General features: G+C 68.8%; 21 protein-coding genes. 14 read left to right on the top strand and 7 right to left on the bottom strand.

What is annotated here, in order from left to right; genetic code table 11:
• Positions 1 to 113: 113 nt before the first annotated feature.
• From ruvX to gshB, 4 genes are all read right to left on the bottom strand, one after another.
• Positions 114 to 542, bottom strand: coding sequence for a Holliday junction resolvase RuvX (ruvX, locus tag IG194_RS10950; RefSeq protein WP_009615245.1), 429 nt, complete (start codon positions 540 to 542; stop codon positions 114 to 116).
• Positions 542 to 1,108: a YqgE/AlgH family protein gene (locus tag IG194_RS10945; protein ID WP_009615246.1), complete on the bottom strand. Its 567-nt coding sequence runs from the start codon at positions 1,106 to 1,108 to the stop codon at positions 542 to 544. Before IG194_RS10945 ends, ruvX begins: the two co-directional genes overlap by 1 nt.
• A 49-nt stretch (positions 1,109 to 1,157) precedes the next feature.
• A complete protein-coding gene (locus IG194_RS10940) occupies positions 1,158 to 2,051 on the bottom strand; it encodes an energy transducer TonB (RefSeq protein ID WP_009615247.1) in 894 nt (297 codons plus the stop codon).
• Between the two features lie 84 nt (positions 2,052 to 2,135).
• Complete coding sequence (gene gshB / locus IG194_RS10935) at positions 2,136 to 3,107, bottom strand: glutathione synthase (protein ID WP_043317848.1); 972 nt, start codon at positions 3,105 to 3,107, stop codon at positions 2,136 to 2,138.
• Positions 3,108 to 3,354: 247 nt separating this feature from the next.
• Here gshB and pilG point away from each other — a divergent pair, with 247 nt between their 5' ends.
• From pilG to IG194_RS10885, 10 genes are all read left to right on the top strand, one after another.
• A complete protein-coding gene (gene pilG, locus IG194_RS10930; protein ID WP_009615249.1) occupies positions 3,355 to 3,762 on the top strand; it encodes a twitching motility response regulator PilG in 408 nt (135 codons plus the stop codon).
• A gap of 44 nt (positions 3,763 to 3,806) precedes the next feature.
• Positions 3,807 to 4,172: a twitching motility response regulator PilH gene (gene pilH, locus IG194_RS10925; protein ID WP_009615257.1), complete on the top strand. Its 366-nt coding sequence runs from the start codon at positions 3,807 to 3,809 to the stop codon at positions 4,170 to 4,172.
• Between the two features lie 45 nt (positions 4,173 to 4,217).
• Positions 4,218 to 4,754 (top strand): chemotaxis protein CheW, encoded by a 537-nt coding sequence (locus IG194_RS10920; RefSeq protein WP_009615258.1) that lies wholly within the window; start codon positions 4,218 to 4,220, stop codon positions 4,752 to 4,754.
• An 83-nt stretch (positions 4,755 to 4,837) separates the two neighbouring features.
• Positions 4,838 to 6,886, top strand: a complete 2,049-nt coding sequence (locus IG194_RS10915) for a methyl-accepting chemotaxis protein (protein ID WP_043269485.1) — start codon at positions 4,838 to 4,840, stop codon at positions 6,884 to 6,886.
• A 59-nt stretch (positions 6,887 to 6,945) separates the two neighbouring features.
• Positions 6,946 to 7,803, top strand: coding sequence for a protein-glutamate O-methyltransferase (locus IG194_RS10910; protein ID WP_009615260.1), 858 nt, complete (start codon positions 6,946 to 6,948; stop codon positions 7,801 to 7,803).
• A gap of 24 nt (positions 7,804 to 7,827) precedes the next feature.
• Complete coding sequence (locus IG194_RS10905) at positions 7,828 to 15,633, top strand: Hpt domain-containing protein (protein ID WP_058487691.1); 7,806 nt, start codon at positions 7,828 to 7,830, stop codon at positions 15,631 to 15,633.
• Positions 15,626 to 16,663 (top strand): chemotaxis protein CheB, encoded by a 1,038-nt coding sequence (locus tag IG194_RS10900; protein ID WP_009615262.1) that lies wholly within the window; start codon positions 15,626 to 15,628, stop codon positions 16,661 to 16,663. Before IG194_RS10905 ends, IG194_RS10900 begins: the two co-directional genes overlap by 8 nt.
• The gene (locus IG194_RS10895; protein ID WP_058072684.1) at positions 16,660 to 17,172 is read left to right on the top strand and encodes a chemotaxis protein CheW; all 513 of its coding nucleotides are present in this window, start codon (positions 16,660 to 16,662) and stop codon (positions 17,170 to 17,172) included. The genes IG194_RS10900 and IG194_RS10895 overlap by 4 nt, the downstream gene beginning before the upstream one ends.
• A gap of 10 nt (positions 17,173 to 17,182) precedes the next feature.
• Positions 17,183 to 17,974 (top strand): AraC family transcriptional regulator, encoded by a 792-nt coding sequence (locus tag IG194_RS10890; RefSeq protein WP_058072685.1) that lies wholly within the window; start codon positions 17,183 to 17,185, stop codon positions 17,972 to 17,974.
• Between the two features lie 79 nt (positions 17,975 to 18,053).
• Positions 18,054 to 18,665 (top strand): LysE family translocator, encoded by a 612-nt coding sequence (locus tag IG194_RS10885; protein WP_043269477.1) that lies wholly within the window; start codon positions 18,054 to 18,056, stop codon positions 18,663 to 18,665.
• 287 nt (positions 18,666 to 18,952) lie between these two features.
• Here the strand turns inward: IG194_RS10885 and IG194_RS10880 are convergent, their stop codons facing one another.
• Positions 18,953 to 19,672, bottom strand: coding sequence for a 16S rRNA (uracil(1498)-N(3))-methyltransferase (locus tag IG194_RS10880; protein WP_009615268.1), 720 nt, complete (start codon positions 19,670 to 19,672; stop codon positions 18,953 to 18,955).
• Between the two features lie 110 nt (positions 19,673 to 19,782).
• A complete protein-coding gene (locus tag IG194_RS10875; RefSeq protein WP_058487690.1) occupies positions 19,783 to 21,186 on the bottom strand; it encodes an adenosylmethionine--8-amino-7-oxononanoate transaminase in 1,404 nt (467 codons plus the stop codon).
• 154 nt (positions 21,187 to 21,340) lie between these two features.
• On the opposite strand from IG194_RS10875, the gene IG194_RS10870 reads away from it, so the two are divergent.
• From IG194_RS10870 to IG194_RS10860, 3 genes are all read left to right on the top strand, one after another.
• A complete protein-coding gene (locus IG194_RS10870) occupies positions 21,341 to 22,825 on the top strand; it encodes a flavin monoamine oxidase family protein (protein WP_058487689.1) in 1,485 nt (494 codons plus the stop codon).
• Between the two features lie 237 nt (positions 22,826 to 23,062).
• Entirely contained in the window at positions 23,063 to 23,617 is a 555-nt protein-coding gene (locus IG194_RS10865; RefSeq protein ID WP_058487688.1) for a cytochrome b, read from the top strand.
• Positions 23,618 to 23,645: 28 nt separating this feature from the next.
• A complete protein-coding gene (locus IG194_RS10860) occupies positions 23,646 to 24,221 on the top strand; it encodes a YceI family protein (protein ID WP_009615277.1) in 576 nt (191 codons plus the stop codon).
• Between the two features lie 42 nt (positions 24,222 to 24,263).
• Here the strand turns inward: IG194_RS10860 and IG194_RS10855 are convergent, their stop codons facing one another.
• Positions 24,264 to 24,710, bottom strand: a complete 447-nt coding sequence (locus IG194_RS10855) for a MarR family transcriptional regulator (protein WP_009615279.1) — start codon at positions 24,708 to 24,710, stop codon at positions 24,264 to 24,266.
• A 265-nt stretch (positions 24,711 to 24,975) separates the two neighbouring features.
• On the opposite strand from IG194_RS10855, the gene mexA reads away from it, so the two are divergent.
• A complete protein-coding gene (mexA, locus tag IG194_RS10850) occupies positions 24,976 to 26,124 on the top strand; it encodes a multidrug efflux RND transporter periplasmic adaptor subunit MexA (protein WP_009615280.1) in 1,149 nt (382 codons plus the stop codon).
• The last annotated feature ends 1 nt before the right edge of the window (position 26,125 follow it).

Here is a 26,125-nt window from a genome sequence, read left to right as displayed (position 1 = left end):
CCTGGATGACTCGTGGCGGTCCAGGCTGGGCCGCCGTGGATTCCTCGGGCGCCCGTGTGCGGCGGGTACCCGCTCAAGATTAGCGCGTGTGCCGCGGCCGGCACTGCCGCAGGTCAAGCGCCGCCGTGGGCCTCCAGCCAGCCCTCGAGCAGCAGGGCCGCGGCCAGGGCATCCACCGGGCGTTCGCGGTAGCCGTCGCGCTGGCCCTGGGCCAGGCGCTCGCCCTTGGCGGCGTAGGTGGTCAGGCGCTCGTCGTGGGTGTGCACCGGCAGGTTGTAGCGGCCGTGCAGGCGGCGGGCGAACTTCTCGGCGCGCTCGCTCATCTCGCTGGGCGTGCCGTCCATGTTCAGCGGCAGGCCGACGACGATGGCGTCCGGCTGCCATTCCTTGATCAGCGCCTCGACGCGGTTCCAGTCCGGCACGCCGTTCTGCGCCTTGAGCACGCAGAGTTCGCGGGCCTGGCCGGTGACCGCCTGGCCGACGGCGACGCCGATCTGCTTGGTGCCGTAGTCGAAGCCCAGCAGCAGGCGCGGCGCGCCCATCAGGCGTGCCCGGCCTGGGCGGTGAGCAGGCTGAGGTTGATCCCCAGGCGCTGCGCGGCGGCGGCCAGGCGCTGCTCGGCGGGCACGTCGAAGAGCACTTCCAGGTCCGCCGGGCAGGTCAGCCAGGCGTTGTCGGCCAGCTCGGCCTCCAGCTGGCCGGCTTCCCAGCCGGCGTAGCCGAGGGCGATGACGCTCTGCGCGGGGCCGCTGCCGTCGGCGATGGAGAAGAGCACGTCCTGGGAAGTGGAAAGGTTCAGCTCGCCCAGCTCCAGGGTGGCCTGGAACAGCTGCCCGGCCGGGTGCAGGACGAAGCCGCGGTCGGTCTGCACCGGGCCGCCGCTGTAGACGGTGATGCCCTGGCAACGCGCCGGCGGCAGGGGCTCGGGGCGCAGTTGCTCGAGCACGTCGCTGAGGTTCAGGCCGCTGGGGCGGTTGATCACCAGGCCCATGGCGCCCTGCTCGTTGTGCTCGACCAGGTAGGTCAGGGTCTGGGCGAAATTGGGATCGGCCATGTGCGGCATGGCGATCAGGAAATGGTGCTTGAGGTAGGTGGGCGCTGTATTCATGGCGCTAGTTTCAGGCTTGGGCGCGCGGCCTGCAAGCCGCCCGGAGGGGCTATCGACTCGACAGGCGGTCGCCGCGCTCGAAGCGCCAGGTGCGGATGATTTCCAGGCGGTCGATGTCCGCCAGGTCGCCGCTGAACGGGGCGAAGGGCGCGGCCAGGCGGACGATGCGCTGGGCGGCCTGGTCGAGCAGAGGCTGCCCGGAAGATTCCAGCACCTGCACCTCGTACAGTGAGCCGTCGCGGTTGATCGACACCAGCAGCCGCAGGCTGCCGTAGATGCGCTGACGGCGGGCCTCGTCGGGGTAGTTGAGGTTGCCGATGCGCTCGATCTTCTTGCGCCACTCCTCCTTGTACCAGGCGCCCTTGTCGCGCATGGTCGAGGCGGCGGTCAGGCGGTGGATGCGCGGGCGCTTGGCGTAGGCCTGGCGCTCCTTGGCAAGGTCCGCCTCAAGGCTGGAGATTTCCGCCGACAGCTGGCTGGAGTCGAACTGCGGCGCCGGCTGGGCGACCTGCTCGGCCTTGGGCTTCTGCGGCTTGGCCTGGACCTTCTGCGGCTTCGGCGCCTTGGTGGCCACGGCGGTCTTCGGCGATTCCGCCTCCTTGGCCTGCTTCGGCGTCGGCGGCGGGGCGACCTTCTTCGCCTCGCTGTCCTGGAACGGCGCCTGCTCGGTGGTCTTGGGGATGGCCTTATGCTCGAGGGTGCCGCTGCCTTCCTGGTTCATCTGCGCCAGGTAGTCGGCCTTCTCCGGCTTCTTCTCGCTCTTGAAGGTGGCCAGGGTGATTTCCAGCGTCTTGCTCAGCTGGCTCGGGTGGGGCATGGAGAAGCCCACGCCGAGGATCAGCGCCACATGCAGCACCGCCGCCACGAACAGGGTGAAGCCCAGGCGGTCCGCCGGGCGGACGCCGGAGGACGGGAAGGCTTGGGGGGAGGTTGCAGCGTTCATTGCATATAGGGTTGGCCGGGGTGGGCGAAGTCTGCTTTCCCCGGCCGCCGCCTGCAAGCGGCAAGCGTCAAGTTGTCGGCTGCGTCAAACTTGCGCCGCCGCCGCACGGGCCTTGAGCTTGCCCTCGATGGCGTCCATCAGGCGCTCGCCGATGCGGGTGTCGTAGGCCTTGTCGATCTCGCGGATGCAGGTCGGGCTGGTGACGTTGATCTCGGTGAGGTAGTCGCCGATCACGTCCAGGCCGACGAACAGCAGGCCGCGCTCGCGCAGTTGCGGGCCGACCTGCTGGGCGATCCAGCGGTCGCGCTCGGTCAGCGGCTGGGCCACGCCGCGGCCGCCGGCGGCGAGGTTGCCGCGTGTCTCGCCCTGGGCCGGGATGCGCGCCAGGCAGTACTCCACCGGTTCGCCGTCGATCATCAGGATACGCTTGTCGCCATCCTTGATCTCCGGGATGTAGCGTTGTGCCATGATCTGCTGGTGGCCGTGCAGGGTCAGGGTCTCGAGGATCACCGAGAGGTTCGGGTCGCCCTCGCGGTGGCGGAAGATCATGGTGCCGCCCATGCCTTCGAGGGGTTTGAGAATGATGTCACGATGTTCGGCGGCGAACTCGCGCAGAATGTCGGCGCGCCGTGTGACCAGGGTCGGCGGCGTGCACTGCGGGAACAGCGTGGCGAAGAACTTCTCGTTGCAGTCGCGCAGGCTCTGCGGGCGGTTCACCACCAGGGTGCCGGCGCGTTCGGCCTGTTCCAGCAGGTAGGTGGAATAGATGTACTCGTTGTTGAAGGGCGGGTCCTTGCGCATCAGGATCACGTCCAGCTCGGCGAGCGGCAGGTCGATCTCCTGGTCCAGCTCGTACCAGCGCTCGGCGTCGTCGAAGACCTTCAGGGGGCGGATCTTGGCCCGTGCGGCGTTCGCTTTCTGGTAAAGATCCTGTTGTTCCATGTAGAACAGCGTCCAGCCACGGGCCTGGGCCGCCAGCAGCATCGCCAGGGAGCTGTCCTTCTTGAAGTTGATGCTCGCGATGGGGTCCATCACGATGCCCAGGCGTACGCTCATGGGGAGTCCTCCGAAAGGGGGTGGTGCGGCGACGAACCGCGCCGAAAAGGGCGGAAAAGGATGCTCAGGGTGGCGCCGGATATGTGCCCGGTCAAGGAAAAAGCCAGCGCATCCGGGGTGTTATGGATGGATGCGGGAGAGTGTGCTAAAAGACTCCGACGATTGGGTCGCAGCCCGAACGGTGGCAGGGCGTCAGCGCACTGAATATAAGACAGTAACGATTCACCGAGATGGTAAAAGGGCGAACATGGAACAGCATTCCGATGGTTTGAAGGTGATGGTCATCGACGATTCCAAGACGATCCGTCGTACCGCCGAAACCCTGCTCAAGAAAGTCGGCTGCGATGTCATCACGGCCATCGATGGCTTCGACGCGCTGGCGAAGATCGCCGACACCCATCCGAACATCATCTTCGTCGACATCATGATGCCTCGGCTCGACGGCTATCAGACCTGCGCCCTGATCAAGAACAACAGCGCCTTCAAATCCACCCCGGTGATCATGCTGTCCTCCAAGGACGGCCTGTTCGACAAGGCCAAGGGTCGTATCGTCGGCTCCGACCAGTACCTCACCAAGCCCTTCAGCAAGGAAGAGCTGCTCGGCGCCATCAAGACCCACGTGCCCGACTTCACCCCGGTGGAGCAAGCTTCCTGATGTCCGGCCCTGCGTGCCGGTGATGCCTTTTCCTGGGGGACCCCATGGCTCGAATCCTCATTGTTGATGACTCTCCGACCGAGATGTACAAGCTGACCGCGATGCTGGAGAAGCATTCGCACCAGGTGCTCAAGGCGGAGAACGGCGCCGACGGCGTCGCCCTGGCCCGGCAGGAGAAGCCGGACGTGGTCCTGATGGACATCGTCATGCCCGGGCTGAACGGCTTCCAGGCCACCCGGCAGCTGTCCAAGGACCCGGAGACCAGCGCCATCCCGGTCATCATCGTCACCACCAAGGACCAGGAGACCGACAAGGTCTGGGGCAAGCGCCAGGGCGCTCGCGACTACCTGACCAAGCCGGTCGACGAAGAAACGCTGCTCAAGACCATCAATGCGGTACTCGCCGGCTGACGCCGGGCGGGGCCCGAATAACTATTAGAAAAGGCCAGGGCCGGCATGTCTGAAGTCCAGAGTCCCTTCCAGCTTCTCGTCGAGATCGACCAGCGCTGCCGTCGCCTGGCTGCCGGCCTGCCGGCGCAGCGCGAGGTCGTGCAGAGCTGGAACGGCATCGGCTTCCGCATGGCCGGCCGCCTGTTCGTGGCGCCCATGGGGGAGGTCGGCGAAGTGCTCCACGAGCCGCGCTACACCCTGTTGCCCGGCGTGCGCGAGTGGGTCCGGGGCGTGGCCAACGTCCGCGGTCGGCTGCTGCCGATCATGGACCTGTGCGGATTTCTCGGCGCGGAGCTGTCGCCGTTGCGCAAGCAGCGCCGCGTGCTGGTGGTAGAACACGGGGAGGTGTTCGCCGGGCTCATCGTCGATGAGGTCCTGGGCATGCAGCACTTCCCGGTGGATGCCTTCAGCGAGCAGTTGCCACCCCTTGAGGCGGCGCTGCAACCCTTTGTTCATGGCGTATTCCATCGAGAGCAGCCCTGGCTGGTATTCAGCCCGCATGCCCTGGCGCAGCACCCGGGCTTCCTCGACGTCGCCAGCTAGTTGAAAACGGTTGGGTCGGGAACCTCCGGCCCGTGTCGTGACATGGAAACCGAAATCGTGGTGGGTCCAGGCGGGGGCCGTATATGAAGAAAATCAAGACAGGCAATCTCTTTGCGGGAGCGCGCAGCAGTTCACTGATCGCGGGGCTGTTCATCGTCCTGATCGTCTCGATCGTGCTGCTGTTCGCCAACTTCGCCTACCTCAACACCCAGTCGAACCACGACAAGCAGTACATCGGCCATGCCGGCGAACTGCGCGTGCTGTCGCAGCGGATCGCCAAGAACGCCACGGAAGCCGCGGCGGGCAAGAGCGAGGCGTTCAAGTCGCTGAAGGACGCCCGCAACGACTTCGAGAAGCGCTGGAACGTGCTGCTCAAGGGTGACGAGAGCACCGGCCTGCCGCCGAGCCCGGCCGCCGTGCAGACGCAGATGGCCGACGTGCAGAAGGACTGGGACCTGCTGCGCAAGAACACCGACTCCATCCTCGCCAGCGAACAGACCGTGCTCTCGCTGCACCAGGTGGCCGCGACCCTCGCCGAGACCATCCCGCAGCTGCAGGTGACCTACGAGGAAGTGGTGGACATCCTCCTGGAAAGCGGCGCGCCGGCCGACCAGGTCGCCGTGGCCCAGCGCCAGTCGCTGCTCGCCGAACGTATCCTCGGCTCGGTGAACAAGGTGCTCGCCGGCGACGAGAACTCGGTACAGGCCGCCGACAGCTTCGGCCGCGACGCCAGCCTGTTCGGCCGGGTGCTCAAGGGCATGAAGGAAGGCAACGCGGCGATGAGCATCTCCAAGGTGACCAACGCCGAGGCGGTGGACCGCCTCAACGAGGTTTCCGAGCTGTTCGAGTTCGTTTCCGGCTCGGTGGACGAGATCCTCGAGACCTCGCCGGAACTGTTCCAGGTCCGCGAATCCGCCAACACCATCTTCAGCAGCTCGCAGACCCTGCTGGACAAGGCCTCCAAGCTGGCCGACGGCTTCGAGAACCTGGCCGGCGGCCGGCACCTGAACCAGGTGGCGAGCGTCGCCCTGGGCATCCTCGCCCTCGGCTCGATCATCCTCATCGGCCTGGTGATGGTGCGCGAGACCAACCGCCGCCTCGCCGAGACCGCCGAGAAGAACGAACGCAACCAGGCGGCGATCCTGCGGCTGCTCGACGAGATCGCCGACCTCGCCGACGGTGACCTGACCGTGGCCGCGACCGTGACCGAGGACTTCACCGGCGCCATCGCGGACTCCATCAACTACTCCATCGACCAGCTCCGCGAGCTGGTGGAAACCATCAACCTCACCGCCGTGCAGGTGGCCGCCGCCGCCCAGGAAACCCAGGCCACGGCGATGCACCTGGCCGAGGCTTCCGAGCACCAGGCCCAGGAAATCGCCGGCGCCTCCGCGGCGATCAACGAAATGGCCGTGTCCATCGACCAGGTATCGGCGAACGCCAGCGAATCCTCCGCGGTGGCGGAACGTTCGGTAGCCATCGCCAACAAGGGCAACGAGGTGGTGCACAACACCATCACCGGCATGGACAACATCCGCGAACAGATCCAGGACACCTCCAAGCGGATCAAGCGCCTGGGCGAATCGTCCCAGGAGATCGGCGACATCGTCAGCCTGATCAACGACATCGCCGACCAGACCAACATCCTCGCCCTGAACGCCGCGATCCAGGCGTCCATGGCCGGTGACGCGGGCCGCGGCTTCGCCGTGGTGGCGGACGAGGTACAGCGCCTGGCGGAACGTTCCTCCGCCGCGACCAAGCAGATCGAGGCGCTGGTGAAGACCATTCAGACCGACACCAACGAAGCGGTGATCTCCATGGAGCAGACCACCTCCGAAGTGGTGCGCGGCGCCCGCCTGGCGCAGGACGCCGGTGTGGCCCTGGAAGAGATCGAGAAGGTATCCAAGACCCTGGCGGCGCTGATCCAGAACATCTCCAATGCCGCCCGTCAGCAGGCGTCGTCCGCCGGCCACATTTCCAACACCATGAACGTGATCCAGGAGATCACCTCGCAGACCTCCGCCGGTACCACCGCCACTGCGCGCAGCATCGGCAACCTGGCGAAGATGGCGAGCGAGATGCGCAACTCGGTATCCGGCTTCAAACTGCCGGACCTGGCAGAACGGGCCTGAGCGGAGGTGCGCGGGGCTGAAGGGCGCCGCGCACGACAGTCTTGAGCGAGAGGCGCGACATGCAGGCAACTGGCGTCTGGTCGTTGCAGCCGTTGGCCGACATGTCGGCGGCGGAGTTCCGCGACTGGCAGGCTCTGCTGGAAGAACGCACCGGCGTTGTAGTCAACGAACAACGCCGGACCTTCCTGCAGACCAGCCTGGGCGCGCGCATGCGCGAGCTGGGCATCGGCGACTACGCCAGCTACTACCGCCAGGTCACCGACGGCCCGCGGGGCGCGGTGGAGTGGTCGAACCTGCTGGACCGCCTGACCGTCCAGGAAACCCGCTTCTTCCGCCACCTTGCGTCCTTCGAGCTGCTCGCCGGCTACGTCCGCGAGCGCCTGCCGGCGCTGGGGCGGCCGCTGGCGTTGTGGAGCGTGGGCTGTTCCAGCGGCGAGGAGCCGTACTCGCTGGCCATGGTGGTCGCCGAGGCGCTGCGCGAGCTGGAACTGCCGTCGCTGTATGGGGTGAGCGGCACCGACATCAGCCTCAGCGCCCTGGGCAAGGCCCGCGAGGCGCTGTACCCGGCGCGCAAGCTGGCGGATGTCGAGGACGAACTGCGGCAACGCTATTTCCGGGAAGAGGCCGACGGCCGTTACCGGGTTCGACCCGAGCTGGCCGAGCGGGTGTGCTGTACGCGATTGAACGTGCTGGACCTGGGGCAGGCGCCCATGTCCGGCCTGGACGTGATCTTCTGTCAGAACCTGTTGATCTACTTCCGCCGCTGGCGGCGCCGGGACATCCTCAACCGCCTGGCCGAGCGCCTGGCGCCGGGTGGGCTGCTGGTGATAGGCGTTGGCGAGGTTGCCGAATGGCAGCACCCGGACCTGGTGCCGGTGGCCGACGAGCGGGTTCTGGCCTTTACCCGGAAGGGATGACACAGACACATGAGTGGAGTGGCTATGGGTGATCGGCACGATTATGTCGCCCTGGAATGGGTGAAAGGCGAGATCGCCGAGACCCTCAAGCAGGCGCGGCAGGCCCTGGAGGCGTTCGTCGAGAACCCGCAGGACCCCACGCGCATGGGTTTCTGCCTGGCCCACGTCCACCAGGTGCGGGGCACCCTGCAGATGGTGGAGTTCTATGGCGCCGCCCTGCTCGCCGAGGAAATGGAGCAGCTCACCCAGGCGCTGATCGACCAGCGCGTGCCCAGCCAGGGCGAGGCCCTGGAAGTGCTGATGCAGGCCATCCTGCAGTTGCCGGTGTACCTGGACCGCATCCAGAGCGCGCGCCGCGACCTGCCGATGGTGGTGCTGCCGCTGCTCAACGACCTGCGCGCCGCCCGCGGCGAGAAGCTGCTCTCGGAAACCAGCCTGTTCGCCCCCGACCTGTCCGGCGGCAAGCCGCTGCTGCCCCACGACGCCCTGGCGCGCCTGCGCACCTCCGAGCTGCCGACGCTGCTGCGCAAGCTGCGGCAGATGCTGCAGGTGGCGCTGGTCGGGGTGATCCGCAACCAGGACCTGCCGACCAACCTGGGCTACATGGCGCGGGTCTTCGCCCGCCTCGAGTCGCTGTGCCGGGAGGCCCCGCTGGGCCGCCTGTGGACCATCGCCTCGGCCATGGTCGAGGGCCTGGCCAACGGCAGCATCGCCAACGGCACCACGGTGCGCAACCTGCTGCGCCAGGTCGACCGCGAGTTCAAGCGCCTGGTCGAGGAGGGCGCAGACGGGATGAACCAGGCGGCGCCCGACGAACTGGTGAAGAACCTGCTGTTCTATGTGGCCAAGGCGTCCGACCAGTCGCCCAAGGTGCGCGAGGTCAAGGACGAGTACCGCCTCGACGAGGCGCTGCCCGGCGCCGCCGTGGTGGACGAGGAACGCGCCCGCCTGGCCGGCCCGGACCGCGACGCCATGCGCTCGGTGGTCGGCGCCCTGTGCGAGGAACTGGTGCGGGTCAAGGACAGCCTCGACCTCTTCGTGCGCAGCGACCGCTCCGCGGTGGCGGACCTCCAGGCCCTGGTGACGCCGCTCAAGCAGATCGCCGACACCCTGGCGGTGCTCGGCTTCGGCCAGCCGCGCCGGGTGATCCTCGACCAGCTCGAAGTGGTCGGCGCCCTGGCCGACCGGCGCCGCGAGCCCAGCGACGCCACCCTGATGGACGTCGCCGGCGCGCTGCTCTACGTCGAGGCCACCCTGGCCGGCATGGCCGGGCCCAGCGAGGAACACGGCGACGAGGAGAGCCGCCTGCCGACCACCGACGTGGCGCAGATCCACCAGGTGGTGATCAAGGAGGCGCGCAACGGCCTGGAGCTGGCCAAGGACGCCATCATCGAGTTCATCGCCTCGCAGTGGAACCACGAGCACCTGGCGCGGGTGCCGGAACTGCTGACCCAGGTCCGCGGCGGCCTGGAAATGATCGACCAGGGGCGCGCGGCCCGGCTGCTGGAGGCCTGCAACCGCTACATCCAGGAACAGCTGCTGGCGCGCCAGGCGGTGCCGGACTGGCACAGCCTGGACACCCTGGCCGACGCCATCACCGGCGTCGAGTACTACCTCGAACGCCTCTCCGAGGACCAGGGCAGCTCCGGCGAGCTGATCCTCGACGTCGCCGAGGAGAGCCTGGAACAGCTGGGCTATCCGCTCAAGCCGCGGCCTTCCATCCTCGACATGCCGACGCCCGACGCCCCGGCGGACGAGGCGCTGGCGGAAATCGACCTGCTGGCGACCAGCGCCGCCGCCGACGTGCTGGCGGAACAGGGCGTCGTCGACGAGCTGCAGGCGCCGGACGACATAGTGCTCGAGGCCGCCCAGGCCTTCGCCGCCGAGCCCGGCTGGGAACCGGCCAATGCCGGCGATCTCGCCCAGCCCGGCGACGAGCTGGCCTGGGACCTGCCGGCCACCGAGGAAGCGGCGCCGATCCGCGAGGACGTCGAGGCGCCGTTGCTGGTCTCCGACGACAACTGGACCCTGGCCGAGCCCGAGACGCCGGCGCTCGACGATGCCGGCGTCGACTTCAGCCTGGACGCGCCGCTGGAATCGCCCGCCGAGCCGGTGGAGCCGAGCTGGTCGCTGGACGAGAGCCTGTCCCTGGACGGCCTGGAGCCGCTGCCCGGCTCCGAAGTGGCGCCCGCAGCCCCGGGCCTGGCGGCCGCAGGCGATTCCTGGACCCTCGACGACCTGCCGGCCCTGGATGCCGGGGCCGAGCCGCAAACCACCCCGCCGGCGCCGGCCAGCGAACTCGAATGGGACCTGGCGTTCGACGCGCCGCAACCTGGCGATAGCGCATCGGCCCTGGGCGAATGGAGCCTGGAACCCCTCGCCGACGAGCCGCCGGCGAGCGACGAACTGCCCGCGCTGGAGCTGGATGCCCCGCTCGATGCGCCTGGGTCATCTCTGGAAGAACTGCCCGAGCTACCGGCCCCGGACCTCGACGAGGCTCCGGCCAGCGAGCAGCCCAGCGCCGCGGACCAAGCCTGGGAAGACCTGGACATGGCCGCGCTGGACCTGCCCGAGGTCGAGCTGCCATCACCGCCGATCGAGCCCGAGGCCGAGCCGGAGGAGGCGAAGCCGCTGTCCCTGGCCGAGGTGATGGCCACCCCGGCCCAGGCGATCAACCCGCCGGCCCGCGAGGTGCCGCCCAGCCTGCTGCCGCCGCCGGCCGACGAGGAACCGGTGGACGAGGAGCTGCGCGAGGTCTTCATCGAAGAGGCCGGCGAGGTCCTGGAAACCATCAACGAATACCTGCCGCGCTGGCAGGCCGACGTCGACGATCGCGAAGCGCTGACCGAGATCCGTCGCGCCTTCCACACCCTCAAGGGCAGCGGGCGCATGGTCCGGGCGCTGGTGGTCGGCGAACTGGCCTGGTCCATCGAGAACCTGCTCAACCGCGTGCTCGACCGCAGCATCGCGGCCAGCGCGCCGGTGCAGCATGTAGTCGGCGACGTGGTGGCGCTGATGCCGGCGCTGGTGGACGAGTTCGCCGCCAGCGCGCAGCGCCAGCGCGACGACGTCGACCAGCTCGCCGCCACCGCCCACGCCCTGGCCAAGGGCGAACCGGTGCCGCCGCCGGAAGGCGGGGAAACACCGGAGGTCGAAGAAGTGGCGCTGGAGCCGGCGGTCGAAGCCGCGGCCCTGGACGAAGGTCTCGACCCGCAATTGCTGGAAATCTTCCGCAACGAGGCCGAAGCCCATCTGGAAACCCTCGGCGGCTTCCTCGCCGACTGCGACCGCGAGCTGCCCCAGCCGGTCACCGACGACCTGCAACGCGCCCTGCATACCCTCAAGGGCAGCGCGCACATGGCCGGCATCCTGCCGATCGCGGAAATCGCCACGCCGCTGGAGCGGCTGGTGAAGGAGTTCAAGACCAACCTGCTGCAGGTCGACCTGCGCGAGGCCGAGCTGCTGCGCGAGGCCGAGCGCCTGCTCAGGGTGGGTCTGCAACAACTGGACGCCGGCCGTCCGCTGGCGCACATCGACGGCGGCGACGAGTTGCTGCAGCGCATCGCCCAGGTCCAGCAGGAGCGCCTGGAGGCCGCGGAGGCCAAGCGCCGCGGCGAAAGCGGCGAGAGTGGCGGCGATCCGCAGATGCTCAGCCTGTTCCTCGCCGAGGGCATGAACATCCTGCTGGACGCCGAGGACCTGCTCGGCCGCTGGCGCGAACACCCCCACGAAGGCCAGGAGCTGGGCGCCCTGCACGAGGAGCTGGCGACACTGGCCAAGGGCGCGCAGCAGGCCGAGCTGCCGCAGATGGCCGAACTCTGCGAGGCGCTGCTGGCCGTCTACGGCGCGGTGCAACAGGGCCGGCTGGCGGTGAGCGACGACTTCTTCGGCGCCGCCGAAGACGCCCACGAGGCGCTGATCGGCATGATGGACCAGGTGGCCGCGGCGTTGCAGGTCAGCGCCTGCCCGCAACAGGTCGAGGCCCTGCAGCGCCTGCTCCAGGCGCCCGCCGTGGAGGCCGATGAGGCACCCGAGCCGGTGCAGGCGGAGGCCGGCGGCGAGAGCGATCTCATCGACCTCGACCAGCTCACCGCCGACGATTTCCCGCTGGAGGACGAAGAGCTGCTGCTTGACCGCCCCACCGCGCCGGAAGACCTGCCCGAAGGTCTGCAGTGGCAGGCGCCTTCGCCCGCAGAGGCGCAGGAGCCCACGCCGGTCGAGCCGGAAGACGTTCGCGCGGCCAACCCCGTGCAGACGCTGGACGAGGAAATGGTGGCGATCTTCCTCGAAGAGGCCGTGGACATCCTCGACAGCGCCGGCCAGGCCCTGGCGCAGTGGAGCCAGGCCCCGGAGACGCCGGCGCCGCTGTCCACCCTGCAGCGCGACCTGCACACCCTCAAGGGTGGCGCGCGCATGGCCGAGATTCGCGAGATCGGCGACCTGTCCCATGAGCTGGAGTCGCTCTACGAAGGCCTGCTCGACCAGCGCTTCCAGGCCGGCCCCGGCCTGGCCGGGCTGCTCCAGGCCTGCCACGACTGCCTGGCGCAGCAGCTCGACCAGTTGCAGGCCGGGCAGCCGCTGACCGACCCGGACGCCCTGATCCAGCGCATCCGCGCCTTCCGCCAGAACCCCGAGTCGGCCTTGACCGCCGCGCCGGCCGAGCCGCAGCCTGAAGCCGAAGCCGAAGCCGAAGCCGAAGCCGAAGCCGAAGCCGAAGCCGAAGCCGAAGCCGAAGCCGAAGCCGAAGCCGAAGCCGAAGCCGAAGCCGAAGCCGAAGCCGAGCCGCTGGCGGACGAGCCGCCGCTGCCGATCGTCGACGAGAGCGAATCCGAGCCCGAGCCCGAAGGCACGGCGCCCGAGGCGATCGACCCGGTGCTGGAGGAAATCGACCTCGCCACCTTCCTCCATGAGGCGGAAAGCGATCCCAGCGCCCAGGCCCTGGAGCAGTCCGACGACGTCGAGCCCGCGGCGGAACCGGCGTTCGAACCGCTGGAAGTGCACGACCAGGAACTGGTGGACATCTTCCTCGAAGAAGGCTTCGACATCCTGGAAAGCGCAGCTGGTGCGCTGCAACGCTGGATGGGCAACGTCGACAACGGCGTCGAGCTCGAAGCCCTGCAGCGTGACCTGCATACCCTCAAGGGCGGCGCGCGCATGGCCGAGATCCGCCCCATCGGCGACCTCGCCCACGAACTGGAATACCTCTACGAAGGCCTCTGCGGCGGGCGCCTGCGCGCCAGCGACGGGCTCTTCGCCCTGCTCCAGCGCTGCCACGACCGCCTGGCGGAAATGCTCGAGGCGGTGCAGGGCCGGCGGCCGGTTCCCGAGGGCGAGTCGCTGATCGCGGCGATCCGCGACTTCCGCGCCAACCCCGACGAACAGCTGAGCATGCCCAGCAGCGTCAGCCTGCAGCCGCTGGTGCCGTCGCTGCTGGCCGGCGACGAGCCGGCGGCGGACATCATCGACATCTTCCTGGAAGAGGCCGACGACCTGCTCGAAGGCATGGAGCACGCCCTGGGCCGCTGGGACGCCGATGGCGACCACGGCGCCCTCGACGAGCTGCTGCGCATCCTCCACACCCTCAAGGGCGGTGCGCGGCTGGCCGGGCAGAACGCCCTCGGCGACCTCGCCCACGACCTCGAGGAGCACCTCACCGAAGCCCAGCGTCAGGGCGCGCCCTGGCCGGACAGCCTGCTGCTCGACGTGCAGTCCGGCTTCGACGGCCTGCAGAACGAAGTGGACCACCTGCGCCAGCAGGTCGGCGAGGCCGATGCCGCCGCGGAAAGCGCCGCGGCCGTCACGCCGCCGCCCGCCAGCGAGCCGGAGCCGGTCGAGCCGCCGCTGCCGGTCCTGGCCGCCGGCGCCATCATGGCCGTCGCCGAGCCGCCGCGCAGCGAGGCGCCCAAGGTGCTGCCCTTCGTCCAGCGCGCCCAGGAGGCCGCGCAGCAGGCCGCCGCGCGGCGCGCCCCGCAGGAGCTGGTGAAGGTCCCGGCGCCGCTGCTGGAGAACCTGGTCAACCTGGCCGGCGAAACCTCCATCTTCCGGGGCCGCGTCGAGCAACAGGTGAGCGACGTCGGCTCCACCCTCACGGAGATGGACGCCACCATCGAGCGGGTGCGCGACCAGTTGCGCCGCCTCGACACCGAGACCCAGGCGCAGATCCTCTCGCGCCACCAGGCCGACGCCGAGCGCGCCGGCTACGAGGACTTCGACCCGCTGGAGATGGACCGCTACTCGCAGCTGCAGCAGCTGTCCCGCGCGCTGTTCGAGTCCGCCTCCGACCTGTTCGACCTCAAGGAAACCCTGGCCGCGAAGAACCGCGACGCCGAGACCCTGCTGCTGCAGCAGGCGCGGGTCAACACCGAGCTGCAGGAAGGCCTGATGCGCACCCGCATGGTGCCCTTCGACCGCCTGGTGCCGCGCCTGCGGCGTATCGTCCGGCAGGTCGCCGGCGAACTGGGCAAGCAGGTGGAATTCATCGTCGGCAACGCCGAAGGGGAAATGGACCGCACCGTGCTGGAGCGCATAGTCGCGCCCCTGGAGCACATGCTGCGCAACGCCGTCGACCACGGCATCGAATCCGCCGACGCGCGCCGCGCCGCCGGCAAGCCGGAGGCCGGCAGCATCCGCCTGGAGCTGGGCCGCGAGGGGGGCGACATCCTCCTCAGCCTGGCCGACGACGGCGGCGGCATCCGTCTCGACGCGGTGCGCCGCAAGGCCGTCGAACGCGGCCTGATGGCGGCCGATGCCGAGCTTTCCGACCACGAGGTGCTGCAGTTCATCCTCGAAGCCGGCTTCAGCACCGCCGAGAAGCTCACGCAGATTTCCGGGCGCGGCGTCGGCCTGGACGTGGTCAACGCCGAGGTCAAGCAGCTCGGCGGTTCCATGAGCATCCACTCGGAGACGGGGCAGGGCACCCGCTTCGCCATCCGCCTGCCCTTCACCGTATCGGTGAACCGCGCGCTCATGGTGCTTTCCGGCGAGGACCTGTACGCCGTGCCGTTGAACACCATCGAGGGCATCGTGCGCGTCTCGCCCTACGAGCTGGAGGCCCTCTACGAGGAGGGCGGCAGGCAGGGCCATGCGCCGCACTTCGAATATGCCGGGCAGGACTACGAGCTGAAATACCTGGGCGATCTGCTGAATAACGGCCAGCAGCCCAAGCTGGTGGGCCAGTCGTTGCCGTTGCCGGTGATCCTGGTGCGCTCCGCGGAACACGCGGTGGCGGTGCAGGTGGACGCCCTGGCCGGCTCCCGCGAGATCGTGGTGAAGAGCCTGGGCGCGCAGTTCGCCGGGGTCAGCGGCATCTCCGGGGCGACCATCCTCGGCGACGGCCGAGTGGTGGTGATCCTCGACCTGCTGGCGACCATCCGCGCCCGCCTGGCCAGCCTCGCCCTGCATGCCCAGCCGCGCCGCGCGCTGCCCAATGCGCCGCAGGCGGACAGCGAGCAGCAGCGCCCGACCCTGGTCATGGTGGTGGACGACTCGGTCACCGTGCGCAAGGTCACCAGCCGCCTGCTGGAACGCAACGGCATGAACGTGCTGACCGCCAAGGACGGGGTGGACGCCATTGCCCAGCTGCAGGAACACAAACCCGACATCATGCTGCTGGACATCGAGATGCCGCGCATGGACGGCTTCGAGGTGGCCACCCTGGTGCGCCACGACGAGCGCCTGAAGGACCTGCCGATCATCATGATCACCTCGCGCACCGGCGAGAAGCACCGCGAGCGGGCCCTGGCCATCGGCGTCAACCGCTACCTGGGCAAGCCCTACCAGGAGTCCGAGCTGCTCGACAGCATCCAGGCGCTGGTGACCGCCCATGCCTGAGCAGAGCGGCGCAAGGATCGCGATCATCGCCGACACCTCGCTGCAGCGCCACGTGCTGCAGCAGGCGCTGGCCGGGCATGGCTACCAGGTGGTGCTCAACGCCGACCCCGGGCGCCTGGACGAGGCTCAGCTGGCCGCCTGCGAGACCGACCTGTGGCTGGTCGACCTGGCCCAGCAGGAGGACACGCCGCTGCTCGACAACCTGCTGGAGCAGGCCCAGGTGCCGGTGCTGTTCGGCGAGGGCCATGCCCCCGAGCGGCTTTCCGAGCATTACCCGCGCTGGGAACGGCGCCTGGTGGGCAAGCTGCGGCGCCTGGTGGGCGACCCCAGCGCCAATGTCGGCCAGAGCCTGGAGGCGCTGCTGAGTGAGGCCCAGCGGCCCAACCGCATCGCCTTGCCCGACGACCTGGCGGCCTCGCCGCTGCAGGTGGGCGAGCCGGCGCGCCAGGTCTGGCTGCTGGCCGCATCCCTGGGCGGCCCGGCGGCGGTCAAGGCGTTCCTCGATGCGCTGCCGGGCGGCCTGCCGCTGGCCTTCCTCTATGCCCAGCACATCGCCCCGTCGTTCGAGCAGAGCCTGCCGCAGGCGGTGGGGCGGCATAGCCAGTGGCGCGTCAACCTCGCCCGCGACGCCGACTGGCTGCGCTGCGGCGAAGTGGTGGTGGTGCCGGTGCAGCACGAGCTGGGCTTCGCCGAGGATGGCCGCATGCGCCTGGGCCAGCGGGCCTGGCCGGAGCCCTACAGCCCGTCCATCGATCAGATGATGCTCAACCTCGCCCAGCAGTTCGGCAGCCGCTGCGGGGTGATAGTCTTCAGCGGCATGTGCAGCGACGGCAGCGCCGCGGCCGCCTACGTGCGCCGCCAGGGCGCCGAGATCTGGACGCAGCGCGCGGACGGCTGCGCCTGCTCGAGCATGCCCGACAGCCTGCGCGAGGGCGGCTACAGTACCTTCTCGGCCGATCCGCGCGAGCTCGCCGCGGCGCTGGTCGAACACCTGGCCGCGCAGTGTGCGGCCACTGGAGTGGAGTCATGAGTGATCTTTCCCTGCCGCAGGAAGCCCCTGTGAACGGCACCCCTGCCAACCTCGGCGCCGACGAGGCGCCCGCCAGCCTGACCGGGCTGCTGGTGCCCCTGGCCGACCGCACCCTGCTGCTGCCCAACGTGGCCGTGGCCGAACTGATCGCCTACCGCGCGCCCCAGGCGCAACCGGGCCTGCCGGCCTGGTACCTGGGCCAGGTGGCCTGGCGCGACCTGCGCCTGCCGCTGCTGTCCTTCGAGGCGGCTTCCGGCGGCGCGGCCCAGGTCGGCCCGGGGGCGCGGGTCATCGTCCTCAACGCCCTGGGCGGGCGGCCCCACGTGAAGTTCCTGGCGCTGCTGGCCCAGGGCATCCCGCGTTCGCTCAAGGTCGGTCCCGAGCTGCCTCGCGCCGAGGCCGAGCTGGCGCCGCTGGAACTGGCGGCGGTGAGCGTCGGCGACGACCTGGTGCGCATCCCCGACCTGGTGGCGCTGGAGCAGAAGCTCGCCGACGCCGGGCTGATCTGAGTCCCCGGCCATGGCGCTGCGTCACGCTTGGCTGGGCGATGGCTGCGAAGTGGCCAGCGCGGCGCTGAGCGGGCACCGCTTCGACAAGCACAGCCACGACGAATTCGTCATCAGCGCCAACCTCTGCGGCAGCGAGGACATCTGGCTGGACGGCCGCAGCTTCCAGGCCGGCGCCGGCGACATCACTCTCTACAACCCGGGGCAGATCCAGGGTGGCGGCGCCGCCGACGGCCAGCCCTGGCGCTTCGTCAGCCTCTACCTGCCGGAAGCCGTGCTGGCCGAGAGCCTGGGCCTGCGGCGCCTGGCCTTCGAACGGCCGCTGCTGACGCATCCACAACTGGCTGGGGAACTGGCCCGGGCGGTGGAGCTGGCCCTTTCCGGCGATACCTTCCTGCGCGAGCGCGGCGAGGAGCGCCTGACCCTGGTGCTGGCCGAGCTGGCGCGGCACGCGGGCACCCGGCCGCCGCAGACGGCGGCCTTGGGCCGGCGTCCGGTGGAGCGCCTGCAGGAACTGCTCGCCGCCAACCTCGCCGAACCGCTGAGCCTGGAGGCCATGGCGCAGCAGGTGCAGGTCTCCAGGTTCCACCTGCTGCGGGCCTTCAAGCAGCACACCGGGATGAGCCCGCGGCAGTGGGCCATGCAACTGCGCACCCGGCGCGCACTGGCGCTGCTGCGGGCAGGCGTCGCCGTGGGCGATGCCGCCCATGCCCTGGGCTTCGCCGACCAGAGCCACCTGACCCGCCACTTCCGCAGCGCCTACGGCATCAGCCCCGGCCGCTACCAGCGCACGCTGCGCGGCTGAAGCGGCGCAATCCGGTTCAAGTTTTTCCGCCATCGCCTGGGGAGAATAGGCGCATTCCCGCTTTCCGGAGTTCCGCCCCATGCTCGCCATCTTCCTTGCCGCCCTGCTGTTCGGCTTCGCCTTCAACATCTCGCCGGGGGCGGTGTTCAGCGAAACCCTGCGCCGTGGCCTGACCGGCGGCTTCCGCCCGGCGTTGCTGGTGCAGTTGGGTTCGTTGATAGGCGATGCGGTCTGGGCGCTGCTGGGGCTGACCGGCCTGGCCCTGCTGCTGGCCCACGAGCAGGTGCGCGTGCCGCTGACCCTGGCCTGCGCCGGCTACCTGGCCTGGCTCGGCATCCAGGGCCTGCGCGACGCCTGGCGCCCGCCGCTGGACGACCTGGAGGCGGCCACCAGCGCCGGCAACGCCTTCGCCTCCGGGGCGGCCATCTCGCTGTCCAACCCGAAGAACGTGGTCTACTGGGGCGCGCTGGGCAGCGCCCTGGCCGGCATCGTCGAAGGCGCCCCGAGCCAGGCGCAGTCGCTGGTGTTCTTCGCCGGTTTCATGCTCTCGTCGCTGATCTGGTGCTTCCTCTGCGCCGGCCTGGTGGACTGGCTGCGGCGCAACACCTCGCTGTTCTGGCACCGCGTCAGCTACGCCGGCTGCGGCCTGCTGCTGCTCGGCCTGGCCGGCCTGGCGCTACGCGGGCTTTGAGGGCGCGCGTCTGGCGCGCCAATCGCTACGGCGATGGGTATCGCTTCGCTCAACCCATCCTACGGGGCTTCGAACCCACCTGTAGGAGCGGATCCATCCGCGATCCGGCCGACGGGCCGGTTCCGGGATATCGCGGACGGAGTCCGCTCCTACGCTGCGCCAACCGCGGCGTTCCCCTGTAGGAGCGCGCCCTGCGCGCGAACCGCGGGCATGGCCCGCCACGATGGGGCCGGGGAGGCACGGTCGCAGGACCTTGGCCGTGATAGCCGAAGGTTCCGGCGGTTACCTCAGAAATCGCCCCACAGCTGCTGCGCCACGCTCAGTGCCACCACCGGCGCGGTCTCGGTGCGCAGCACCCGCGGGCCCAGGCGGGCGGCGTGGAAGCCGGCGGCCCTGGCCTGTTCCACCTCGGCGTCGCTCAGGCCGCCTTCCGGGCCGATGAGGAAGGCCAGGCTGCCCGGGCGGGCGTGGCTGGCCAGGGGCTCGGCCACCGGGTGCAGGACCAGCTTGAGGTCCGCTTCGGTGGCCTGCAGCCATTCGGCGAGGCTGATGGGCGCGTCTATCTGCGGCAGCACCGAGCGGCCGCATTGCTCACAGGCGCTGATGGCGATCTGGCGCCAGTGGGCGGTGCGCTTGTCGGCGCGTTCGTCCTTCAGGCGCACTTCGCAGCGTTCGCTGACGATCGGGGTGATCCGCGCGGCGCCCAGTTCGGTGGCCTTCTGGATCGCCCAGTCCATGCGCTCGCCGCGCGACAGGCCCTGGCCCAGGTGCAGGCGCAGCGGCGACTCGGCCAGGCCGGCGAAGCTTTCGCGCAGCTCCACGCGCACGTTCTTTTTGCCCACCTCCACCAGTTCGCCGAGGAATTCCTGGCCGGAACCGTCGAACAACTGCACGGCATCGCCGGCGGCATGCCGCAGCACGCGGCCGATGTAATGGGCCTGGGCCTCGGGCAGCTCGTGCTGGCCGAGGGAGAGGGGGGCGTCGATGAAGAAGCGGGAAAGGCGCATAGGAAACAAAGCCGCTGAAGGCTGGAGGCTGAACGAAGAGCGGCATGGTGCAGCCCGCTTTGCATTTCGTCCAGCCTTCGGCCTCCAGCGCTCTTCTCGGCTCTCAGCCGCTAGCCCGGATCCCGATGATCCGGATACAGCCCGCTGACCGCCACGCTCACCGAGTCCCGGCAGGCGATGTCGATGCCTTCGCTGGCCACTTCGGCGAGGAAGTCGATTTCCTCCGGGGTGATCACGTAGGGCGGCAGGAAGTACACCACGTTGCCCAGCGGGCGCAGCATGGCGCCGCGTTCCAGGGCGTGCTGGTAGACCTTCAGGCCGCGGCGCTCCTGCCAGGGGTAGGCTGCGCGGCTGGTCTTGTCCTGGACCATCTCGATGGCCAGGGCCATGCCGGTCTGGCGGACCTCGGCTACGTGAGGATGGTCGGCCAGGTGCGCGGTAGCCGAGGCCATGCGCGCGGCCAGGGCCTTGTTGGCCTCGATCACGTTGTCCTGCTCGAAGATGTCGAGGGTCGCCAGGGCCGCGGTGCAGGCCAGCGGGTTGCCGGTGTAGGTGTGCGAATGCAGGAAGGCGCGCAGGGTGGCGTAGTCGTCGTAGAAGGCCTGGTAGACCTTGTCGGTGGTCAGCACCGCGGCCATCGGCAGATAGCCGCCGGTCAACGCCTTGGACAGCACCAGGAAGTCCGGGGTGATGCCGGCCTGCTCGCAGGCGAACATGCTGCCGGTGCGGCCGAAGCCGACGGCGATCTCGTCATGGATCAGGTGCACGCCGTAGCGGTCGCAGGCCTCGCGCAGCAGCTCGAGGTACACCGGGTGGTACATGCGCATGCCGCCGGCGCCCTGGATCAGCGGTTCGACGATGACCGCGGCGACTTCCCGATGGTGCTGCTCCAGGGTGCGCTCCATATGCTCGAACATGGCCCGCGAATGGGCCTCCCAGGTCTCGCCCTCGGCGCGCAGGTAGCAGTCCGGGCTGGGCACCTTGAGGGTGTCCAGCAGCAGCGACTTGTAGGTCTCGGTGAACAGCGCCACGTCGCCCACCGACATCGCCGCCACGGTTTCGCCGTGGTAGCTGTTGGTCAGGGTGACGAAGCGCTTCTTCGCCGGCTGGCCGCAGTTCTGCCAGTAGTGGTAGCTCATCTTCAGCGCCACCTCGATGCCCGAGGAGCCGTTGTCGGCGTAGAACACCCGCGACAGGCCCTCGGGCGTGAGGCGCACCAGGCGCTCGGACAGCTCGACCACAGGCGCATGGGTGAAGCCGGCGAGGATCACGTGCTCCAACTGGTCGACCTGGTCCTTGATGCGCTGGTTGATGCGCGGGTTGGCGTGGCCGAAGACGTTCACCCACCAGGAGCTGACCGCGTCCAGGTAGCGCTTGCCCTCGAAGTCTTCCAGCCACACGCCCTTGCCGCGGCGGATGGGGATGACCGGCAGGCGCTCGTGGTCTTTCATCTGGGTGCAGGGGTGCCAGAGCACCTCCAGGTCGCGCTGCATCCACTCGGCGTTCAGGCCCATGGAAGGTCTCCTCTTGAAGTCGTCGGGCAAGCCTATGCAATGGGACATGGACGGACAAGGCGCGCGCCGCGACACACGGCAGAGGGTGGCATCTGGCCGGCCACTGGGCGCTGGCGTATGCTGCGCGCCTTCGCACCATGTTGGGGGATGCACGATGAAGATTCGATGGCTGCGCGCGGCCTCGCTGCTGGCGCTGGCGGCGTTCAGCGCGTTCGCGCTGGGCAAGGACAAACAGCCGACCGCGATCGTGGTCGGCGGCGGGCTGGCCGGCCTCAGCGCCGCCTATGAACTGCAGCAGTCGGGCTGGCAGGTCACCCTGCTGGAGGCCAAGCCGCAGATCGGCGGGCGCTCGGGCCTGGCCACCAGCGAATGGCTGGGCAACGCCAAGGCCCAGCCGACCCTCAACGGCTACCTGGACACCCTCAAGCTGAAAGCGGTGCCGGCGCCGGAATTCGTGCGTACCCCCAGCTACCTGATCGACGGCGTCTACTACAGCTCCGCCGACCTGAAGCAGAAGATGCCCGCCGTGGCCGCCGACCTGGAGCGCTTCGAGAAGTCGCTGAACGATCTCTCGGCGTCCATCGACGACCCGCTCGACCCGCTGGCCAACAAGACTCTGTTCGCCCTCGACCAGCTCAACGTCGCCCGCTGGCTGGACAAGCTGAACCTGTCGCCGACCGCGCGCCTGCTGGTCAACCAGCGCATCCGCTCGCACTATGACGAGCCCTCGCGCCTGTCGCTGCTGTACCTCGCCCAGCAGGGCCGGGTGTACCGCAACGTCGATGACCGCGACCTGCGCGCCGCGCGCCTGCCGGGCGGCAGCCAGGTGCTGGCCCAGGCCTTCGTCAAGCAGTTGAAGACCATCAAGACCAACGCCCGCGTCAGCGCCATCGTGCAGGACAAGGACGGCGTCACCGTCAAGGCCGGCAGCACCGGCTACAGCGCCGACTACGTGGTGCTCGCCGTGCCGCTGCGCGCCCTGGCCCAGATCCAGCTGACCCCGGGGCTCAACACCAGGCAGCAGGAAGCGCTGAAGAACACCAACTACGGCTGGCGCGACCAGATCCTGCTGAAGTTCAAGCGCCCGGTGTGGGACGACAAGTCGCGCCTGTCCGGCGAGATCTACAGCGACCAGGGCCTGGGCATGATCTGGGTCGAGCCCGCGCTCAAGGGCGGCGCCAACGTGCTGATCAACCTCTCCGGCGACAACGCCCGGGTGCTGCAGGCCTTCGGCGACCGGCAGATGGTCGACCAGGTGCTGATCCGCATGAACAAGTACTACCCGAAGATGCGCGGCGCCTATTCCGGCTACGAAATGCGCCGCTACAGCACCGATGTCAGCACCGGCGGCTCCTACCTGGCCTACGGCCCGGGGCAGATCAGCCGCTTCTGGCGCGCCTGGGAACAGCCGCTGCCGCGCGTCGCCTTCGCCGGCGAGCACACCGACGCGCTCTACCCGGGCACCATCGAGGGCGCCCTGCGCAGCGGCAAGCGCGCCGCCGCGCAACTGCGCGACCTGGCCGACGGCAAGAACGTCAGCATCCCCGCGCCGGCCAAGGCCAGCGAAGCGCCGGCGGCGCCGGCCGCGGGCGAGGGCAAGAAGAAGGGCGCGTTCTCCTGGTTCACCGACATGTTCTGAGCCGCGGTTCCCGCCACTGCCTGTGAAAAAGGGGCGCCTTCCAGCGCCCCTTTTTCTTTGGCGGCGAATAATTCCCGCGCCCGGGGTGTTATCTCGAACGAGGCACAGAAGGCTCTGGAATGCTCGTTAGCCAGCGAAGCTATCTTGTGAATCGATGTTTCAAAGCAGTAATTTCCACTTTTATCCGATCGTTTTGCCGCTAGTCTTGATGCTCCGGCTTTATCAGGAAACCTTTCGATGCAATGGCGTAATTCGCCCTCCCGTTACGGTCTGGTCAGTCTCTTCCTGCACTGGGGTAGCGCCCTGGTGGTCTTCGGCCTGTTCGGCCTGGGCCTGTGGATGCGCGAGCTGGACTACTACGACACCTGGTATCACCGCGCCCCGGAAATCCACAAGAGCATCGGCATCCTGCTGGCCATCGCCCTGATCGTGCGCATCGCCTGGCGCTTCCTCAGCCCGCCGCCGCCGGCCCCGGCCAACCATGGCGTGCTGACGCGCAAGGCCAGCAAGCTCGGCCATCTGGCGCTGTACGGGCTGCTGATCGCGGTGATCGTCGCCGGTTACCTGATTTCCACCGCCGAGGGCAAACCCATCAGCGTGTTCGGCTGGTTCGACGTGCCGGCGACCCTGAGCGGGCTGCCCGAGCAGGCCGACACCGCCGGCGCCATCCACCTGTACCTGGCCTGGGCCCTGGTGGTCTTCGCCGTACTGCACGCCCTGGCGGCGCTCAAACACCATTTCCTCGACCGCGATGCGACCCTCACGCGCATGCTCGGCCGTTCCACGGATTGACCCCACCTAGCACCATATGGAGATCACCATGCTGAAGAAGACCTTCGCCGCCCTGGCCCTGGGTACCGCCCTGTTCAGCGCCGGCCAGGCCATGGCCGCCGACTACAAGATCGACAAGGAAGGCCAGCACGCCTTCATCGAGTTCCGCATCAAGCACCTGGGCTACAGCTGGCTGTACGGCCGCTTCGACGACTTCGACGGCGCCTTCACCTTCGACGAGAAGAACCCGGCCGCCGACAAGGTCAAGGTGACCATCAACACCAACAGCGTGAACACCAACCACGCCGAACGTGACAAGCACCTGCGCAGCGGCGACTTCCTCAACGTCTCGAAGAACCCCACCGCGACCTTCGAGTCCACCGGCGTCAAGGCCGACGGCAAGAACGCCGAGATCACCGGCAACCTGACCCTCAACGGCGTGACCAAGCCGGTCACCATCAAGGCCGAGCTGGTCGGCCAGGGCGACGATCCGTGGGGCGGCTACCGCGCCGGCTTCCTCGGCACCACCACCCTGAAGCTGAAGGACTTCAACATCCAGCGCGACCTCGGCCCGGCTTCCCAGGAAGTCGAGCTGACGCTGTCGGTAGAGGGTGTGCGTCAATAAGACGCGGTTGCAGCGAAACGCCGGCGCAAGCCGGCGTTTTCGTTACTGCGGCAGCTCTTCCTGGGCGTCCAGGCAGCGTTGCAGCAGGTGCGCCATGCAGCGCTGCTCCTCGGCATCCAGCGGTGCAAAGAGCCTGTCATGGGTGCATGCGAGAATCGCCTGGGCCTGGGCATGGACGACCTTGCCGGCCTCGGTGAGGAACAGCTGGAAGCTGCGCTGGTCCCCCGGGTTGCGCTCGCGGCGGACCAGGCCGCGGCTCTCCATCTCGCGGACCTTGCGGGTGATCAGCGCCTTGTCGCGGCACATCTGCCGGCCGACGTCCTGCAGGTTGATGAGGCCCTCGGCCTCGGCGATCAGCTCCAGCAGGCGGATGTCCGGCGGCGCCAGGTCGATGCCCTGGGCGAGCAGGCCCATCTGCAGCTGGTTGCGCAGATGCTCGAAGAGCGCCATCAGGTTCTCTGGCAGGTCGGGATTCACGGGACGGGTCATGGCCTGGACGGGGTAAACGGAATGTAAAGCCGATTGATCGGCCGATTCATTTTCCTTATTTTAGTTGACGCTATCAACTTTATGACAAGCCGCTCACGCCGAATGGGAATCGTCTGAAGCGCCCGCCATGGGCTAAAACGTTTCAGGTGGTTACCGACAAGGCTTTCGGTCGTTTACAAACAAACCTGAATGTAAGTATTTTGCCAGCCTTTCCGGCCCGGCTGCCGCCGTGGTGCCGGATGCTTTCGCTTACGAGGACAACGATATGCAACGAACGCCAGCCAAGCGCGCCCTGGTTCCGGCCCTGCTCGTCGCCATGGCTACCCTTGCCGGTTGCGGCAAGAACGAGGCCCCGCAGCAGGCGCAGACCCCCGAGGTCGGCGTGGTGACCCTGCAGGCCCAGACGGTGCCGCTGAGCACCGAGCTGCCCGGCCGCACCACGGCGTTCCGGGTGGCCGAAGTCCGGCCGCAGGTCAACGGCATCATTCTCAAGCGCCTGTTCAAGGAAGGCAGCGACGTCAAGGAAGGCCAGCAGCTGTACCAGATCGACCCGGCCACCTACGAAGCCACCTACCAGAGCGCCAAGGCCAACCTGATGTCCACCCAGCAGCAGGCCGAGCGCTACAAGCTGCTGGTGGCCGACGAGGCGGTGAGCAAGCAGCAGTACGCCGATGCCCAGGCCGCCGCGCTGCAGGCCAAGGCCGCCGTCGACCAGGCGCAGATCAACCTGCGCTACACCAAGGTGCTGTCGCCCATCTCCGGGCGCATCGGCCGCTCGGCGGTGACCGAGGGCGCGCTGGTGACCAACGGCCAGGCCACCGCCATGGCCACGGTGCAGCAACTGGACCCCATCTACGTCGACGTCACCCAGCCCTCCACTTCGCTGCTGCGCATGCGCCGCGAGCTGGCCGCCGGCAACCTGCAGAAGGCCGGCGACAACGCGGCCAAGGTCAAGCTGTTCCTCGAGGACGGTTCGGCCTACCCGCTGGAAGGCAGGCTGGAGTTCTCCGAGGTCTCGGTGGACCAGGGCACCGGCTCGGTGACCATCCGCGCGGTGTTCCCCAACCCCAGGCATGAGCTGCTGCCGGGCATGTTCGTGCATGCCGTGCTGCAGGAAGGGGTGAAGGACAAGGCCATCCTTGCGCCCCAGCAGGGCGTCACCCGCGACCTGCGCGGCCAGCCCACCGCCCTGGTGCTGGGCGCCGACGACAAGGTCGAACTGCGCAACATCAAGACCGACCGCACCGTCGGCGCCTACTGGCTGGTCACCGAGGGCCTGAAGCCCGGCGACCGCCTGATCACCGAAGGCCTGCAGTACGTCCAGCCCGGCGCCAAGGCCAAGGCCGTGCCGGCGAAGAACGTCGCCCCCGCGCCTGAGGCCGGCAAGCCCGCCGCCTCGGACAGCCAGGGTTAAC

Source organism: Pseudomonas sp. ADPe (genome assembly GCF_014843515.1).
Classification (GTDB): Bacteria; Pseudomonadota; Gammaproteobacteria; order Pseudomonadales; family Pseudomonadaceae; genus Pseudomonas; species Pseudomonas citronellolis.
The sequence above is the reverse complement of the archived record's forward strand: the minus strand, read 5'-3'. Positions and strand labels throughout refer to the sequence as shown.

Bases quoted from the DNA above. Each gene is read 5' to 3' on its own strand.
- IG194_RS10860 (WP_009615277.1), top strand. From the start codon at position 23,646: ATGCTGAAGAAGACCTTCGCCGCCCTGGCCCTGGGTACCGCCCTGTTC.
- IG194_RS10880 (WP_009615268.1), bottom strand. From the start codon at position 19,672: ATGCGCCTTTCCCGCTTCTTCATCGACGCCCCCCTCTCCCTCGGCCAG.
- mexA (WP_009615280.1), top strand. From the start codon at position 24,976: ATGCAACGAACGCCAGCCAAGCGCGCCCTGGTTCCGGCCCTGCTCGTC.
- IG194_RS10905 (WP_058487691.1), top strand. From the start codon at position 7,828: ATGGGTGATCGGCACGATTATGTCGCCCTGGAATGGGTGAAAGGCGAG.
- IG194_RS10895 (WP_058072684.1), top strand. From the start codon at position 16,660: ATGAGTGATCTTTCCCTGCCGCAGGAAGCCCCTGTGAACGGCACCCCT.
- IG194_RS10945 (WP_009615246.1), bottom strand. From the start codon at position 1,108: ATGAATACAGCGCCCACCTACCTCAAGCACCATTTCCTGATCGCCATG.
- pilH (WP_009615257.1), top strand. From the start codon at position 3,807: ATGGCTCGAATCCTCATTGTTGATGACTCTCCGACCGAGATGTACAAG.
- pilG (WP_009615249.1), top strand. From the start codon at position 3,355: ATGGAACAGCATTCCGATGGTTTGAAGGTGATGGTCATCGACGATTCC.
- IG194_RS10865 (WP_058487688.1), top strand. From the start codon at position 23,063: ATGCAATGGCGTAATTCGCCCTCCCGTTACGGTCTGGTCAGTCTCTTC.
- IG194_RS10910 (WP_009615260.1), top strand. From the start codon at position 6,946: ATGCAGGCAACTGGCGTCTGGTCGTTGCAGCCGTTGGCCGACATGTCG.
- IG194_RS10885 (WP_043269477.1), top strand. From the start codon at position 18,054: ATGCTCGCCATCTTCCTTGCCGCCCTGCTGTTCGGCTTCGCCTTCAAC.
- IG194_RS10855 (WP_009615279.1), bottom strand. From the start codon at position 24,710: ATGACCCGTCCCGTGAATCCCGACCTGCCAGAGAACCTGATGGCGCTC.
- ruvX (WP_009615245.1), bottom strand. From the start codon at position 542: ATGGGCGCGCCGCGCCTGCTGCTGGGCTTCGACTACGGCACCAAGCAG.
- IG194_RS10920 (WP_009615258.1), top strand. From the start codon at position 4,218: ATGTCTGAAGTCCAGAGTCCCTTCCAGCTTCTCGTCGAGATCGACCAG.
- IG194_RS10915 (WP_043269485.1), top strand. From the start codon at position 4,838: ATGAAGAAAATCAAGACAGGCAATCTCTTTGCGGGAGCGCGCAGCAGT.
- gshB (WP_043317848.1), bottom strand. From the start codon at position 3,107: ATGAGCGTACGCCTGGGCATCGTGATGGACCCCATCGCGAGCATCAAC.
- IG194_RS10890 (WP_058072685.1), top strand. From the start codon at position 17,183: ATGGCGCTGCGTCACGCTTGGCTGGGCGATGGCTGCGAAGTGGCCAGC.
- IG194_RS10870 (WP_058487689.1), top strand. From the start codon at position 21,341: ATGAAGATTCGATGGCTGCGCGCGGCCTCGCTGCTGGCGCTGGCGGCG.
- IG194_RS10900 (WP_009615262.1), top strand. From the start codon at position 15,626: ATGCCTGAGCAGAGCGGCGCAAGGATCGCGATCATCGCCGACACCTCG.
- IG194_RS10940 (WP_009615247.1), bottom strand. From the start codon at position 2,051: ATGAACGCTGCAACCTCCCCCCAAGCCTTCCCGTCCTCCGGCGTCCGC.
- IG194_RS10875 (WP_058487690.1), bottom strand. From the start codon at position 21,186: ATGGGCCTGAACGCCGAGTGGATGCAGCGCGACCTGGAGGTGCTCTGG.